The organism is Streptomyces flavotricini (genome assembly GCF_020639365.1).
Taxonomy (GTDB): Bacteria; Actinomycetota; Actinomycetes; order Streptomycetales; family Streptomycetaceae; genus Streptomyces; species Streptomyces flavotricini.
The window spans coordinates 1,262,942-1,278,058 of sequence record NZ_JAINUL010000001.1; the positions used below are offsets into that span (position 1 = coordinate 1,262,942).

The 15,117-nt window shown below is 72.2% G+C and carries 14 protein-coding genes; 4 read left to right on the forward strand and 10 right to left on the reverse strand.

The features are described from left to right. Positions 1 to 111: 111 nt before the first annotated feature. A complete protein-coding gene (locus K7B10_RS06050) occupies positions 112 to 843 on the forward strand; it encodes an SDR family NAD(P)-dependent oxidoreductase (protein ID WP_229334904.1) in 732 nt (243 codons plus the stop codon). A gap of 37 nt (positions 844 to 880) precedes the next feature. Then, positions 881 to 1,804, forward strand: coding sequence for a cobalamin-binding protein (locus K7B10_RS06055; protein ID WP_229334905.1), 924 nt, complete (start codon positions 881 to 883; stop codon positions 1,802 to 1,804). On the opposite strand, the gene K7B10_RS06060 is transcribed toward K7B10_RS06055, so the two are convergent. Both K7B10_RS06060 and K7B10_RS06065 read right to left on the reverse strand, forming a co-directional pair. Further along, positions 1,805 to 2,554 carry a VOC family protein gene (locus tag K7B10_RS06060; RefSeq protein WP_229344800.1) on the reverse strand — a complete coding sequence of 250 codons (750 nt, stop codon included), beginning with the start codon at positions 2,552 to 2,554 and terminating at the stop codon, positions 1,805 to 1,807. Positions 2,555 to 2,697: 143 nt separating this feature from the next. Further along, positions 2,698 to 3,798: a carboxylate-amine ligase gene (locus tag K7B10_RS06065; RefSeq protein WP_229334906.1), complete on the reverse strand. Its 1,101-nt coding sequence runs from the start codon at positions 3,796 to 3,798 to the stop codon at positions 2,698 to 2,700. 242 nt (positions 3,799 to 4,040) lie between these two features. On the opposite strand from K7B10_RS06065, the gene K7B10_RS06070 reads away from it, so the two are divergent. Both K7B10_RS06070 and K7B10_RS06075 read left to right on the forward strand, forming a co-directional pair. Then, a complete protein-coding gene (locus K7B10_RS06070; RefSeq protein WP_229334907.1) occupies positions 4,041 to 5,219 on the forward strand; it encodes an AI-2E family transporter in 1,179 nt (392 codons plus the stop codon). A gap of 120 nt (positions 5,220 to 5,339) precedes the next feature. Beyond that, the gene (locus K7B10_RS06075; protein ID WP_229334908.1) at positions 5,340 to 6,182 is read left to right on the forward strand and encodes an RNA polymerase sigma factor SigF; all 843 of its coding nucleotides are present in this window, start codon (positions 5,340 to 5,342) and stop codon (positions 6,180 to 6,182) included. 103 nt (positions 6,183 to 6,285) lie between these two features. Here the strand turns inward: K7B10_RS06075 and K7B10_RS06080 are convergent, their stop codons facing one another. From K7B10_RS06080 to K7B10_RS06115, 8 genes are all read right to left on the reverse strand, one after another. Continuing rightward, on the reverse strand, positions 6,286 to 7,662 hold the full coding sequence (locus K7B10_RS06080) for an FAD-binding oxidoreductase (RefSeq protein WP_229334909.1): 1,377 nt from the start codon (positions 7,660 to 7,662) through the stop codon (positions 6,286 to 6,288). Continuing rightward, entirely contained in the window at positions 7,659 to 7,982 is a 324-nt protein-coding gene (locus tag K7B10_RS06085) for an avidin-fold protein (protein ID WP_229334910.1), read from the reverse strand. The genes K7B10_RS06080 and K7B10_RS06085 overlap by 4 nt, the downstream gene beginning before the upstream one ends. Continuing rightward, a complete protein-coding gene (locus K7B10_RS06090) occupies positions 7,979 to 8,368 on the reverse strand; it encodes a cupin domain-containing protein (RefSeq protein WP_229334911.1) in 390 nt (129 codons plus the stop codon). The genes K7B10_RS06085 and K7B10_RS06090 overlap by 4 nt, the downstream gene beginning before the upstream one ends. A 150-nt stretch (positions 8,369 to 8,518) precedes the next feature. Next, positions 8,519 to 9,286, reverse strand: coding sequence for a response regulator (locus K7B10_RS06095; protein WP_229334912.1), 768 nt, complete (start codon positions 9,284 to 9,286; stop codon positions 8,519 to 8,521). Positions 9,287 to 9,438: 152 nt separating this feature from the next. Further along, on the reverse strand, positions 9,439 to 11,160 hold the full coding sequence (tsrT, locus tag K7B10_RS06100; protein WP_229334913.1) for a tryptophan 2-C-methyltransferase: 1,722 nt from the start codon (positions 11,158 to 11,160) through the stop codon (positions 9,439 to 9,441). Between the two features lie 15 nt (positions 11,161 to 11,175). Next, entirely contained in the window at positions 11,176 to 12,387 is a 1,212-nt protein-coding gene (locus K7B10_RS06105; protein WP_229334914.1) for an acyl-CoA dehydrogenase family protein, read from the reverse strand. A 21-nt stretch (positions 12,388 to 12,408) separates the two neighbouring features. Next, the gene (locus tag K7B10_RS06110; RefSeq protein WP_229334915.1) at positions 12,409 to 13,623 is read right to left on the reverse strand and encodes an acyl-CoA dehydrogenase family protein; all 1,215 of its coding nucleotides are present in this window, start codon (positions 13,621 to 13,623) and stop codon (positions 12,409 to 12,411) included. A gap of 31 nt (positions 13,624 to 13,654) precedes the next feature. Next, positions 13,655 to 14,953: an ATP-grasp domain-containing protein gene (locus tag K7B10_RS06115; protein ID WP_229334916.1), complete on the reverse strand. Its 1,299-nt coding sequence runs from the start codon at positions 14,951 to 14,953 to the stop codon at positions 13,655 to 13,657. Positions 14,954 to 15,117: the final 164 nt, after the last annotated feature.

The window sequence follows — 15,117 nt, forward strand, 5'->3', positions numbered from 1 at the left end:
GCGGACACCGTGCGGCCGCGGCCCGCGAGCCCGGTGGGCCAGCCGGCCCAAAACGGGTGGACGGCGCCCGTGCCTTGACTTCCCGAGGGCGCTGCCCGACCCTCTGCGCTCATGGGACAGCTCGACGGCAAGGTCGCGGTGATCACGGGCGGGTCCGCCGGCATCGGACTGGCGACGGCGCACCGGTTCGTACGAGAGGGCGCCCGGGTGTTCGTCACGGGGCGTCGAGAGGTCGAACTCGCCAAGGCGGTCGAGGAATTGGGGAGCTCCGCGGCCGGAGTGCCCGGCGATGTCACCCGGTCTGCGGACCTGGAGCGGCTGTACGCGGCGGTCGCGGCCGAAGGCAGGCCGATCGACGTCCTGGTGACCAACGCGGGCGGTGGGAAGGCGGGTGGCGTCGCCGAGTTCACCGAGGAGCAGTTCGACATCGTCTCGGACCTGAACTTCCGCGCGACCTTCTTCACCGTGCAGCGGGCGCTGCCGCTGTTCGGGGAGCGCGGTTCGGTCATCCTGGTCGGTTCGACCGCGGGCTCGTCGGGCTCCACCCGCTTCGGCGTCTACGGCGCCACGAAGGCGGCAGTCCGGTCGATGGCGCGCAGCATGGCTCTGGAGCTCGCGGGGCGCGGGATCCGGGTGAACGCGCTCAGTCCGGGCCCGATCGACACACCGGCGCTGTCACGGGCGCCCGCCGCGATCCTGGAGGAGGTCACCTCCGGGGTCCCGCTGGGCCGGACCGGGCGCCCGGAGGAAGTGGCCGCGGCGGCCCTCTTCCTCGCCTCGGAGGAGAGCAGCTACGTCACGGGCATCGAGCTGTTCGTGGACGGCGGAGCCGCCCAGGTCTGACCGGCCCGATCGACACGACACGTCCTAGGCTCGGGGCATGCGCATCGTCTCCCTGCTTCCCGCCGCCACCGACATCGTGGCCGAGCTCGGTCTTGCCGCCGATCTGGTGGGCCGTACGCACGAGTGCGACTGGCCGCCGGACGCCGTGGCCGGGGTGCCGGTGGTGACCGCCGCCGAGTTCTCCTCGGACGCGCTGAGCAGCCGGGAGATCTCGGAGGCGGTCGGCGGGGCCGCGCACAGCGGGTCCTCCCTTTACACGCTCGACGCCGGGGCGCTCGGCGCCCTCGCGCCCGACGTGGTACTGACCCAGGACCTGTGCGACGTCTGCGCGGTCTCGTACGCGGGGGTGAGCCGGGCGGTGCGCGTGCTGGACGGCGGGCCCCGCGTGCTCAGCCTCGAACCGCGCACCCTGGGCGACGTACTGGACTGCCTGGTCACCGTCGGCGAACTGCTGGGCGTACGGGAGGCCGCGACGGAGCGCCGGGCCGCGCTCGCCGCCCGGCTGGAGGCCGTACGGGCCCGGACGGCGGGCCGGGCGCGGCCGCGGGTGGTCGCCATCGAGTGGCTGGATCCCCTCTGGCCCGCCGGGCACTGGGTGCCGGAGCAGATCGCGGCCGCGGGGGGCGAGGCGCTGATCGGCGCGCCGGGCGAGCACACCCGGCCCATGGAGTGGGAGGCGGTCCGGGCGGCCCGCCCGGACGTGCTGCTCCTGCTGCCCTGCGGGTTCGGTCCGGAGCGCACCGTACGGGAGCGGGAGCTGCTGACCTCGCTGCGGGGCTGGGCGGAGCTGCCCGCGGTACGGGCCGGGGAGGTGTGGGTGCTGGACGGGCCGGCGTACTTCAACCGGCCGGGCCCGCGGGTCGTGCGCGGCGCGGAGGTCCTGGCGCACGTCCTGCACGGGGTCGCGGTGGGCGATCCGGTGACCGCGGCGGAGGCGTTCCGGCTCGATGACGGGGCGTGATCAGGGGGTCCCGGGGTCCGGGTGGGCCGTGGTGAGCGTGAACATGGCGCCCTCCGGATCGCGGAGGTTGACCCAGCGGTCGGTGGCGCTCGACAGGATCGTCGACAGCGTCGCACCGCCGGAGGCCGCGGCCGCCTCGATGGCCTCGTCGAGGTCCGGGACGCGGAAGTAGACGTGCCAGCGGGGTCTGGACTCCGGTGCGTGCGCCGAGGCCTCGGTGATCCCGCCGTTCAGGCGGGCGACGGGTTCGCCCGCCTGTCGCAGCACGACCTGGTCGTCCTCGTACGAGACCTCGCAGCACCCGGGGCGGCCGGTGGCCCACTCCAGCACCCCGCCGTAGAAGATCGCCGCCTCGAAGGCGTCCCGGGTGCGCAGCTCCAGCCAGGCGGGCGCCGGACCGCGGCCCACGCGCCAGTCGGCGGACACGCCCCCCGCCCAGATCCCGAAGACCGCGCCGTCCCGGTCGGCGACCAGCGCACCGCGGCCACCGGAGGGGAAGGAGACCGGGCCGACCGCTACGGTGCCGCTGCGCTCGCGGATCCGGTCCGCGGCCTCGTCGGCGTCGTCGACGGCGAAGTACGGGGTCCACGCCGCGGCGACCGGCAGGTCTGCCGTCAGGGTGCCGATCCCGGCCACCGGCACCCCGTCCAGGTGGGCGACGGTCCAGCCCTCGCCCAGCCGGGCGGGCCGGAACTTCCAGCCGAGGACCGCGCCGTAGAACTGCTGGGTTCCCTGGAGATCCCGGGCCATCAGGCTGACCCAGCACGGCGCGCCGAAGACCTCCCTCGTAGAAATCTCCACCGCACGCTCCATCCCTCGTCCCGCCCATCGTCCCTTCGGGGCCGTCGCCCCGCACCTCGGCCCGGCGCATCTCCGTCTGCGTCCCGGCCTGCTCAGCGGCCGCTCCCGGCGCCCTGCCCGGTGATCAGATCGGTGAGGGCGGCCATCCCGCCGTCCGCGAGCGCCCGGCGCTGGCGGTCCGCGGGCGTGCCCTCCTGGAGCAGCCGGTGCAGCAGGGCGCCGACCTCGCGCTGGTCCCCCGCCTCCTCCAGGGCGGGCGTGATGTGCCGCATCAGCAGCCACAGCACGTCGCCGGCGCTGCGCCGGGAGCCCTGCGGGTCCATCAGCACGCCGTCCAGGCCGTGCCGGGCCGCGTGCCACACGGCCGCCTGGAGCAGCTCGGGCGGGCAGCTGACGGACCGGACTCCCGCCTTCTCCTCGGCGATCGCGGTGCTGACCAGCGCGCGGACGATCCCGGTGAGCAGCACCGCGTCGGTGGCGTCCAGCTGTACGTCCAGACAGCGCACCTCCAGCGTGGGGTAGCGCTCGGAGAGTCTGGCCTGCCAGTAGAGCTGGCCCCGGTCGGCGATCAGGCCCGTCTCCACCAGCGCGTCGGCGCGCTCCTCGTAGTCCGCGAGCGTACGGAAGGACGGCGGGGGGCCGCTGACCGGCCAGCGGCCGAAGACGATCGTGCGCCAGCTGGCGAATCCCGTGTCGCGCCCGTCCCACAGCGGCGAGTTCGCCGACATGGCCAGCAGGGTCGGCAGCCAGACGCGCAACCGGTTGAGGACCGCCACGCCCATCTCCCGGTCGGGCACCCCCACGTGCACGTGCATGCCGTTGATCAGCTGCTCGTCGACGAGGCGGCGGGCTTCCTCCTGCATCCGGAGGTAGCGGGGCTTGCGGGTGACCGGTACCGGCACCGCGTCCCGCAGCGGGGCCGTGGCGGAGGCGGCGAGGAGGCAGCCGTGCTCCTCGGCGGCGGAGCCGACCGCGTGCCGCAGCCGCAGCAGGTGGCCGGCGACCTCTTCCAGGTCCGTGCACACGGGTGTGGCGACCTCGATCTGGGCCTGGAGCAGCTCGTTCTGCACCTCGCCGGCGTCCACGAACGGCCCGAGCCCGGCCGCGATCCGCACCTCCTCCGCCCGGGACACGGGCAGATGGGTGACCGGATCCAGCAGGACGTACTCCTCCTCGACCCCGACCGTGATCATTCGCGTCGGACTCCTGCCTAGAGTTCTGAAGGTCCGGCACCCACGGCGGCGGTCCGCCGGTGGTCTCCCGGGTCCTGCGCATGCCCGGCGGGGGCCGCCTCATGCAGGGGCGGCGGCCCCCGCTGCGGGCGGGGCGTTCGGCGCTTCCTTCGGGGGAATCTGGCTCCGGGTTCGTGGGCTGCCGACTCCAGCGTGGCAGTTCACAGGGAAACGCACCATCGGGCCAGCGGCAGAGGCGGTACATGACCAGGCGATCCGCAGGCCGGCAGGCGTCCCGCCCGGACGTGGCGCGCACGGGGGCCCCGCGTTCGCGGGTGGCCGCCCGGCGCGCCCTGGCCCGCGGCCGCCGGCCGGGCGGGCGGCCGGTCGACCGGCCGTACCCGTCCGTGTCGCCCCTGCTGCGGACGGCCGCGGCGTACTGCTGGCGGCTGCTGGCGGTCGGCGCGGTCGTGTACACGGTGTTCATGGTGCTGGGACGGTTCCACGAGCTCGCCGTGGCCGTCTTCCTCGGACTGGTCGGTACCGCGCTGCTCCGCCCGGTGGCCGATCTCCTGGCCCGATGGATCCCCCGATCCCTCGCAGTGGCCTGCTCGCTCCTCGGCAGCGTCGTGCTCGCCCTGGGGGCGCTCGCCTTCGTCGGGGAGACGGTCGCCGCGGAGTGGGATTCGCTGGTGGCGGAGTTCCGGGCGGGCCTGGACCGGTTGGAGCCCTTGCTGGAGCGCCCGCCGCTGCGGCTGAGCCCGCATGCGCTGAGCGATCTGCGGGACCGGATCGGCGACTACCTCTCCAGCCATCGCACGAGCCTGCTCAGCACGGCCGTGAGCGGCGCCGGGCGGCTGGTGCAGGCCCTGACCGTGGTGGCGCTGTCGGTGTTCTGCTCGGTCTTCTTCATCTACTCCGGTGACCGGCAGTGGCGCTGGGTGTGCTCCCAGTTCCCGAAGGGGGCGCAGCAGCGCGTCTCGGTCGCGGGGCGGGCCGCCTGGCGGACGTTCACCGGGTACACCCACGGGATCGTGCTGGTGGCCGCGACGAACGCCGTCCTGGTGGGCGTGGCGCTGTACGCCCTGGGCGTTCCGCTGGCGGTGCCGCTCGCGCTGCTGGAGTTCTTCGCCGCGTTCGTCCCGCTGATCGGCTCCCCCGTCGCCCTCGCGGTGGCCGTGGTGGTCGCGCTGGCGGCCAAGGGGCCGCTGGTCGCCGCGCTCGTGGTCGCCCTGATCGTGATCATCGGACAGATCGAGGGGCATCTGCTGCATCCGATGCTGATGAGCTGGGCGGTGCAGCTGCATCCGGTGGTCGTGGCCCTGTCGGTGGTCGCTGGTGCCATCGCCGCGGGCGTGCTGGGCGCGGTGGTCGCGGTACCGCTGGTCTCGGTGGTGTGGGCGGTCCGGCAGTCGCTGCGGTCCCCGGAAGCAGGGCTCTGAGCTGCCCTTCCCCCATGAGCGGCTTCAGCCCGCCCGGGAGGGGGTATATCTACCGAGGACAGCTCACGAGACGGCCGTGCCGCATCCGAGGCGGCGCGACCACCCGTCGGAGGAGCCGACATGCCGTACGCAGAGGTCATCGAAGGCATTCCGCAGGACACGCTGAGTGTGAGCACCGGCGAGGCCCGGGCGCTGTCGGGGGCCCTGTTCCACCGCCTGCGGCGCCTGAACGAGGGGAGCCCGGCGTACTCGTACGTGCGCAACACCCTGGTCGAGCTCAATCTCAGCCTGGTGAAGTACGCCGCCCGCCGTTTCCGCGGCCGGAGCGAGCCGATGGAGGACATCGTCCAGGTCGGGACGATCGGCCTGATCAAGGCGATCAACCGGTTCGACCCGGCGCGGGGGGTGGAGTTCACGACCTTCGCGATGCCGACCATCGTCGGCGAGATCAAGCGGTTCTTCCGCGACACCAGCTGGGCCGTCAAGGTGCCCCGGCGGCTCCAGGAGCTGCGGATCGACGCCGCGAAGGCGCACGACACGCTGGAGCAGGACTTGGGCCGCGAGCCCACGGACGCCGAGCTGGCGGGGCGGCTGCACGTCACGCCCGAGGAGCTCGTGGAGGGACAGAAGGCGGCGCACGCGTACTCCGCGCGCTCCCTGGACGCACCGGCGCAGGACGACGGCGACCACAACGCGTACACCGACCGGCCCTCGCTGGGCGCGGAGGAGGCGGCGTACGACACGATCGAGTGCCTGGAGTCGCTGAAACCGCTGCTGGCCGAGTTGCCCGAGCGGGAGCGCACGCTGCTCTCGCTGCGCTTCGGCGACGGGCTGACGCAGTCCGAGATCGGCGAACGGCTGGGGCTGTCGCAGATGCACGTCTCGCGGCTGCTCAACCGGACGCTGACGACCCTGCGGAGGAGCCTCCTGGAGGATCCGCCGGAGGAGTCCGCACCAGCGTGACGGCAGCCGCGCTCCCGCCCACACCGGCCGTTCGCGGGCGACGGGGGTGCTCGGGGCTCCCGTCGCCGACCGCGGTCCCCAGCCGTGCGTGCCGTCCGTGCGTTCAGGAGCCGATGGCCTGGCCGAAGGTGAAGAATCCGTCCGGGTCCACCCGCTTCTTGATCTCCACGAGCCGCGGATAGTTGGCGCCGTAGTACGCGGTGCGCCAGTCGGACAGGTCGGGGTCGATGAAGTTCTGGTACGCGCCCCTGCCCACGTACGGCGAGACCGTCTCCCCCAGCTCCGCCAGCCAGCGCAGGTTCGCCGTCACGGTGGCCGGGCTGTCGTGCTCGGCCCAGGAGGTGTCCATGCTGACCAGGAACTGCGCTTCCCGGTGGACGAAGGCGGTGTCGGCCGGGGCCACCCGGTTGATCGCGCCGCCCCAGGTGTACAGGGCCAGCCCGCAGCCGTCCGGGTTGCCGCCGGCGGGCCGGCGGGCGAGCAGGGCCATGACGGCGGCCACGGCCTCGGCGGGCAGCGGCGCGTAGGCGAAGTTGGTGCGTGTGGCGAAGGCCCCGGCGGAGGTCTCGTGCAGCAGGTAGTCCTTGGCCTCCCAGAACGTGCGGTCGGCGATGTCCTCGCGCAGGGGCCGGGTCGCCGTGAGGACGGGGGCGAGCAGTTCCCGCAGTTCGCTCGCGGGGCCGAGGTGCAGGCCGACGGCCGACACCACGGGGTCGCAGCCTTCGGCGGCGCAGACGCCGAGGCGTAGCGAGAGCGCGTCCGGTGCGTGCCGCGCGGCCTCCTGTACCGCGGCGAAGGCGTCGACGGCGTCGGCCCCGTCCCACAGCAGCAGGCAGGTGGAGACGTCCGGCACCGCGGTGGCCCGGAAGGTGAAGGAGAGGTTGATGCCGAAGTTTCCGCCCCCGCCGCCGCGGCAGGCCCAGTACAGGTCCGGGTTCTCCTGGGCGTCGCAGGTCAGCACCTGTCCGTCCGCCGTCATGAGGGTGGTCCGTACGAGGGCGTCCGCGGTGAGGCCGAGCGTGCGCGAGGTGGAGGAGGAGCCGCCGCCGAGGGTGAGGCCGGCGATGCCGACGGAGGCGCCGTTGCCCAGGGCGAACGCCATCTCGTGGGGCTGGAGCGCGGCGTAGACCTCGGCCATGCGGGCCCCGCCGGCGGCGGTGACGAGACCGGTGGCGCCGTCGGCGCGGACGGAGTTCAGCGCGCTGAGGTCGACGACGAGGCCGGTGGTGACGGAGTGGCCCGCGTAGCTGTGGCCGCCGCCGCGGGCGACGAGGCCGACGCCCGTGTCGCGGGCCCACTCGATGGCGTGCCGTACGTCCGCCTCGTTCGCGACGGACACCACGGCGTGCGGCGTGATCGAGGCGAAGCGGGTGTTGAACGCGGCGCCGGCCGCGCGGAATCCGGCGTCACCGGGGCGCAGGACGCGGCCCGCCACCGTCTTCTCCAGCCGCCGCCAGTCCGCCTCGGACGCCCCGTTCACCGCACCTCCTCGATGTACGAGATCCCGGTCGCGGCGTGCGGGCCGTAGCGCTCCCAGACCTCGCGCAGCCGCAGACGGCCGTCCTCGGCCACCTCGGGGGTGTTGACGGTGCGTCCGCAGACCACCTCGCCGGTCGCGAACACGAGGGTGTAGCCCATGGAGAGGGTGCCGTCGGGGGTGCAGGTGCCGACGGTCCAGCCGCGCCGCACCTCGCCGCCGAGGACCTCTCCCCAGACGAGGTCGCCCTGCTGGTGGTAGACGGCGACGGTACGGGCGTCGCCCTGCGGTTTGCGGAACCGGCGGCCGTCGTAGTCGATCACGTGGCATCGTCCGTGGCCGCGAGGAACTCGGCCGACATGCTCCGGCCCCACCAGATCGCGTAGTAGGAGAAGTCCTCGTCGTGTCCGTTGACGATGTGGTGCTCGATCCCGCCCTTCATCAGCGCGATGTCCCCCGCGGCGAGATGCCGGCGGCGGCCGTTGCAGACCACCTCGGCGCGGCCGGCCATGGCGATGAACATCTCGCGTTCGTGGTGGGCGTGGGCCTCGGTCACGTCACCGGGGCGCAGGACGCACCAGGCTCCGCGGAAGGGCGCGTCCAGACCGGGCCACGGGTGCAGGAGTCTGAGGTCCAGGCCGTGTTCCCGGAGCAGATGGTCCGGCTCCGCTGTGCGGATGTCCACGTCGGGCTGTTCCTGGTCGGTCAACTTTCCGCTCCGATCGACGTCTCTGGCGGCCGGAATACCGTAATTCATCCATTCCGATATCCCGGCGACGGGTGACGTCGATCAGGCTAGAAGCAGGTGACTCCCCTTCGACAGGGGAACTATTCCCCAGTCGAAAGGGAATCTGCCGGATCAGCCGTGCCCCAGACCCGCGTCCCGGGCGAGCACGATGGCCTGGGACCGATCGGCCACGCCGAGTTTTCCGAATATCGCGGAAACACGGTTGCTGATGGTCTTGGAGGCGAGCACGAGCTCCCGGGCGATGGCGGCATTCGATTTTCCGGCGGCGATGCGTTCCAGGACGTCCCGTTCCCGGTTGGTCAGCTGGGGGAAGGGGTAGCCGTACTGCCCGGCGGGCGCCGGGCCCATGAGCGCTCCGAGCCGGTTGGCGATCGACTTGTCAACGATTCCCTCACCGGCCGCCACGGCCTGGATGCCGCGCAGGATCTGGTCCGCGTCCGCGAACTTGAACAGGTATCCGCGTGCACCGGCCTGGAGCGCCGCGGTGATCACCCGGTCGTCGTCGACCGAGCTGAAGACGAGGATGCCCGTTTCGGGCCATAACCTCAGCACTTCGGATATCACCCGCATTCCGGCGCGCACGTCCATGAGCGGGTCCAGGACGAGCACGTCGGGTCGGCAGCGGGAGGTCTCCGCCATCACCTCGTCGGCCGTGGCGGCCTCCCCGACGACGGATATCCCGGCGGACCGCTCCAGCACGGAGCGCACCCCGTGGCGGATCGCCGGCTGCGCGTCGGCGAGTACGACGGTGACGGTGGCGAGCGGTCTGGCGACGAGCGCGAGGTCCCCGTCGGGCCGCCGGCCGGCGAAGTCCCTTCGCGCCTCACCCTGTGACGAGGGTGGCCAGAGCAGCCCCTTGATGTCTGTTGTCTGATGCATTTCTACCTTCCCCCCGACTCGATCTTTTACCGTGGCTCAGGGCCGACCGGCCGTTACCAGAATGGTGCACGGGCCAGTCCTACCGCAACGGTCGGGGGGATATCCGCATGGCGCGATAACCATGTCGGCAACGACATTCACATCCGGCCACGTCAGTTTTCTGTGGACTCTGCCATTCCTACCTCTTGTGCCCGGCGGAGAATTGCTTCCCGGTCCCGCCAATGCGCCCAGAACGCTCCCGTGTATCCGAGTCCGCTGAGACTGGTAAGGAACGGATTGTCCGCGTAGTTGTTGTCGTGCTCGCTCATGCCCGCCAGCGTCGGCAGCATGACCCTGTGGTGGTCGCCCGGGTCCACGAGATCCCAGAGCAGTTCCACGGACCGGCGCCGCAGCCCGGACGGGTCGTCGACCGTTTCCGCGTCCTCCAGGAGGTCCGGCGAGAAGTAGCAGACGAGGCGGAAGTTGCCCGACGCGTCGAACATGAACTGCCGCTCGTACTCCACCGGGCCCGAACACCGGGCGAGCGGCTTCAGCACGATCGGCTCGGTGGCCGTGTTCGACTGGAGTCCGGGCACCGTCCGCACCCCGTCGCACTGCTCGGCGATCGCGATGCCGAGCGGCGTGTACGGGAAGAGCCGAAGCCCCAGCGAGAAGCCGGTGACGGTGGCGTCCAGTGCCATGAACGCCTCGACGCATTCGCGCATGGTCTGCGGGGTCTCGCCCGGCATGCCGAACAGCGCCTCGACCATCGTCATCATGCCGTTGGCGTGACACAGCCGGACGAGGTTCTCGGTATCGGCGAAGGAGTAGTACGTGGTGCCCTTCTCCGTGACCTTCCAGCCGCGCAGCATCTCCTGGCGCACGTGGTCGGAGCCGACGTTCACCCCGCGGCAGCCCGCGGCCGCGAGCAGCCGCGCGAACTCCTCGTCGAACGGCGAGGGCTGGCAGTAGACCCACAGCCGCAGCGCGTTCAGCGGATTGCCGGGGTCGGCGTGCTTGCGCCGGACGATCTCGCGCAGCAGCGATTTCGCGTGGGAGATGGACAGGTTGAACTCGCTGTCGGTGGTGTGCTGGTCGAGGATTCCCTGGGCGGCGAGCGACTGCATCTCGTCGACGACGGCGGCGACGTCGCGGCGGCCGAACCGGGTGCCCTTCGCGTCCGGCTCGACGCAGTGCGAACAGCGGTACGTGCAGCCGTTCTTGGTGAGGATTCCGGCCAGCCCACCGCGCTGGTAGTACAGCAGGTTGTCCACCTTGTGCGGCGAGCCGGAGCGGCGCCGGTACGTCCCGGCCCGGTCCACCTGCCACACGCGGTCCTCGAACTGCCCGCCGGGCAGCGGCGGTGCGCCGCGCCGGACGGCCGGGTTCAGCGCCGGCGGCGGTACGCGGGTGACCCCCTCCCCCGTGTTGCGCAGCAGCCCGGACACCGTGCCCGTGTCGCGGCCGGTGACCAGCGCGTCGGCGAGGTCGCAGATGATCTGCTCGCCGGGGCCCTTGACGCCGAAATCGATGCCGAAGTAGTCGACCAGCGCGAAGGGCATGGAGGAGAAGCCGATGCCGCCGCCGACGATCGGCGCTTCGGTCAGCCGCCTGATCTCGGTGATGATCTCCTTGTGCTCCCCGATGAAGGGGCGTTGCTCGAACGCGTAGACCGTGTCGGTGTTGCGTATCGTGACGCCCACCAGCAAGGGGCTGCGCGCCGCGAAGTACTCGCAGAGGTACGACTTCCAGTCCTCCCGGTGAAACGTCAGGTCGACCACCTCGACGTCGAAGTCGGCGGCCTCCAACGAGGTGGTGAGCACGTCGAGCGCGTAGGGCGCTATCGGCGGGTGCACCTTGTTGGGATTGACCAATAACACGAGCCCTCTGCCCATCGGTTTCCTCTCTCCTTACTTGACGATGCCGAGGCAGATGCCGAATTCGGGCTTCGCGCCGAGCAGATACGCGCCGGCCGACTGGAGAATGCGGTCCTGCGCGGTGGCGTGCTGGCACATGGTGGTGGTGTCGCGCATCCACCGGTCCATGGGCGACGACTGGTGGATCGACCAGGTCTGGAGCAGGTCGAAGAGGCGGCTGACGATCGAGCGCGAGGTACGGAAGGCGTGCACCCAGGCGATCGGCGACGCGGCGCGCTCCTCGGGGGTGAGGTCGTCCAGGGTGCCCCCGGCGGCCAGCACCTCCCACTGGCGCCGCTGGCTCCCGTACACCCCGCCCCGGGTGGCGAGGAGGTCCGCCTCGCACTCGGCCAGCGTGACCTGGGTGCGGAAGTGGTCCTTCCACGCCACCCCGGTCATCCGGTCGACCCGGGTCAGGGCGATCTCCCGCGCGTGGTCCAGCGCGGCCCGTGCCACCCCGAGCGCCACCCCGCACATGCTGCGCGTGAAGGCGTCCGGCTGGGCGAGAGGGCCGGGCCGGCCCCGTACCCTCCCGAAGCTGTACGTGTGCTCCTCGGGGACGAAGACGTCGGTCATCGTGTAGTCGCAGCTGCCGGTTCCGCGCATCCCCATGGTGTGCCAGTTGTCGATGACCTCCACTTGGGCCCGGGGCACCAGGAACTGCTTCGACTCGTGCGGATTGCTGCCGTCCGGGCTCGCGTAGGGCTTGCCGTCCTCGTAGACGAACGCGCCCGAGGTCACCCAGTCGCAGTGGGTGATCCCGCTGCCGAACGACCAGCGGCCGGAGAGCCGGAACCCGCCGGGAACCCGCTCGGCGTGACCCGTCGGCTGCAGCAGTCCGGCCATGATCGTGTCCGGGGTCGGGAAGATCTCCTTGGCCACCGTCTCGTCGAGGAAGGCGCTGAAGATGCCGCCGCTCGCGCCCATCACCACGCACCAGGCCGCGGAGGCGTCCCCGTGCGCCAGCGTCTCGACGAGCTCGGTCTGCTCCATCGTGGTCAGGGCCGGGCCGCCCAGCTCGGGGCCGAAGGCCATCCGGAACACTCCGGCGTCGCGCAGCACGTCCACGACGTCCGCCGGGAGCCGCCGCGCCTCCTCGATCTCCGCCGACCGCCGCCGCAGCAGCGGCGCCAGCTCCTTCGCGCGGGCGAGTAGCTCCGCCGCGGTGGTGGGCACCTCGGCTCCCGGGGTCCGGGTCATGGTCATGTGATCGCCTTTCACTTGGCCCTACTTGACGATGCCGAGGCTCATCCGGAACTTGGGCGGCCGGCCCAGCAGGTAGGCGCCGCCGGACTCGAGGATCAGATCCGAGGCGGCGACGTGCTGGCACATGGTCGCGGTGTCGCGCATCCAGCGGTCCATCGGCGAGGACCGGTTGATCGACCAGGCCTGGAGCAGGTCGTAGAGCCGGTTCACGATCGCCCGCGAGGTGCGGAAGGCGTGCACCCATGCAAGTGAGGACGCGGCCCGTTCGGTGGCGCTGAGATCGTCCAGCGTGCCCCCGCCGGCCAGTACGTCCCAGTGCCGCTGCGAGCTGCTGCGGACGCCGCTGCGGGCCGCGTTGAACTCCGCCTCGCACTCGGCGAGGGTGACCTGCACCCGGAAGGTGTCCGCCCACACCGCGCCGGTCATCTTGTCGACCCGGGTCAGCGCGGTCTCCCGGGCGTGGTCCAGCGCGGCCCTGGCCACCCCGAGCGGCACGGCGCACAGACTGCGCATGAAGGAGTCGGGCTGGGCGATCGGGGTGTCGGTACGGCCCCGCACCTTGTAGAAGGTGTACGTGTGCTCCTCGGGCACGAACACGTCGGTGATCGTGTAGTCGCTGCTCCCGCTGCCGCACAGGCCGGTGGTGTCCCAGTTCCCGACGACCCCGACCTCGTGGGCCGGCACGAGGAACTGGCGCGACGCGTGCGCGTTGCTGCCGTCCGGACTCGCCCACGGCTTGCCGTCCTGGTAGATGAACGCCCCGGAGGTCACCCAGTCGGCATGGGTGATCCCGCTGCCGAACGACCACCGGCCGGAGAGCCGGAAGCCGCCGGGTACCCGCTCGGCGTGCCCGGCGGGCGCGATCAGCCCGGCGGTGATCATGTCCAGGCTCGGGAACACCTCCTTGACCACGGCGGGGTCCAGGAAGTTGCTGATCGCCCCGGTCATCGCGCCGATCGCGGCGCACCAGCCGGCCGAGGCGTCCCCGTAGGCCAGCGTCTCCACGACCTCGGCCTGCTGCACCGACGTCAGCTCGGGGCCGCCCCACTCGGGTCCGAAGCACATCCGGAACACCCCGGTGGCGCGCAGCATGTCCACGACGTCCGCCGGGAGTTGCCGGGCCTGCTCGATCTCCGCCGACCGCTCCCGCAACCGCGGAGCCAGTGCCTTGGCCCGCTCCAGGATCTCCGCCGCGGTGGTGGGTGCTTCGATGCCCGGGTTCCGGGTCGTACTCATGCGTTCCCCCTCAGGTGGTGGTGTGTGCCGGTCATTCGTCCACGTCGAGCAGGCCGGCCGGCATCTCGAACGGCGCCTGCGGATCCGGCGGGCCGATCGGCTCCGCGTCCAGCTCGACGAGTTCGGCGGCCGCGTCGAGCCGCTCCAGGCAGGTCCGCGTGTCGTCGGCCTCGCACACCACGAAGGAGTGGCGTGCCAGGTAGCCGCCCGGGGGCAGCCGGAGGGTGGTGCCGGGCTCGGCCATCGGCGCGGCGGCGACCAGGCCGGGCGCCCCGGCCGGCACGGTGACCGAGCGCAGCAGGCAGTCGCGCTCCGGGTAGCCGAACCGGATGCCGGCGACGGCCCGCCGGGTGGGCCGGGTGTCCGGACGCTGCCCGGTGGCCACGTCGAACAGCACCTCGCCGGGCTCGATCCCGGTGGCGGTCCGGCCCAGGAAGGGGATCAGGTCCCCGCCGAGCCGGCCGTTGATCTCGATGATCAGCGGGCCGCGGTCGGTCAGCCGGACCTCGCTGTGGGTGATGCCGTCCTCGATGCCGAGCACCTGGTGCGCCCGGGCGAGGGTGCGCATCAGCTCGGCGTCGGCCATCAGCGGGTCGGCAGCGTCGACGAGGTGCCCGACCTCCTCGAAGTACGGCTGGTCGCTGCTGTGTTTGCGGGCCACGAACAGCGGGAGGTATTCGCCCTTGTGGACGGCGCCGTCGATGCTGATCTCCGGCCCGGGCGCGTAGCCCTCGACGATGGCGCTCGCCCGGTAGGGCCCCGGGTCGACCTCGCTCGCGGCCAGCGCGATGCGGAACGCCGCGTCCAGCTCGGCCTCGTCGGCGGCGAACACGACGCCGATGCTGGCGCCCATCGCGCGCGGTTTGACGACGACGGGGTAGCCGATCCGTTCGGCCGCCGCCCGGGCCTGCGCGGCGGTGGTGGTCAGTTCGAACCCCGGCTGGTGGAGGCCGGCGGCGGACAGCTCCGCCCGGGTGAGCCGCTTGTCGCGGCAGCCGCGCACGCCGGGCACGGACAGTCCCGGCACTCCGAACTCGGCGGCGAGGAGCCCGGCGTCCAGGACCAGTGGCTCGTCCCAGCACATCAGGCCGACGATGCGACGGCGGGCGGCGACCTCGCGCGCCGCGGCGCCCATCGCCCCGGTGTCGAAGACGTTGGCGACGATGATCTCGTCGAAGTACTCGTGCTGCCAGGTGGGGTTGAGGTTGTTGAGCAGCACCATGTCCAGGCCCGCGGCGCGGGCGCGGCGGCGGATCGGTGCGACGAGGTACTCGCGGTACACCTTCAGCCCGCTGCCGATGACGAGCAGGGTGCCCTGGTCGGTGGTCATCGCGCGCTCCCGGCTTCGGTGTCGGCGCGGCGGGCGAGCAGGTCGGTGAGGATGTCGTGCGAGCGGTTCGCGAGGACGCTGATGAGGGAGTCGGCGATGCCGTGGGTCTCCTCGTTGACGCCCTGCAGGTACACGGCTCCCCAGGCCGACTCGCCGAGTTCCAC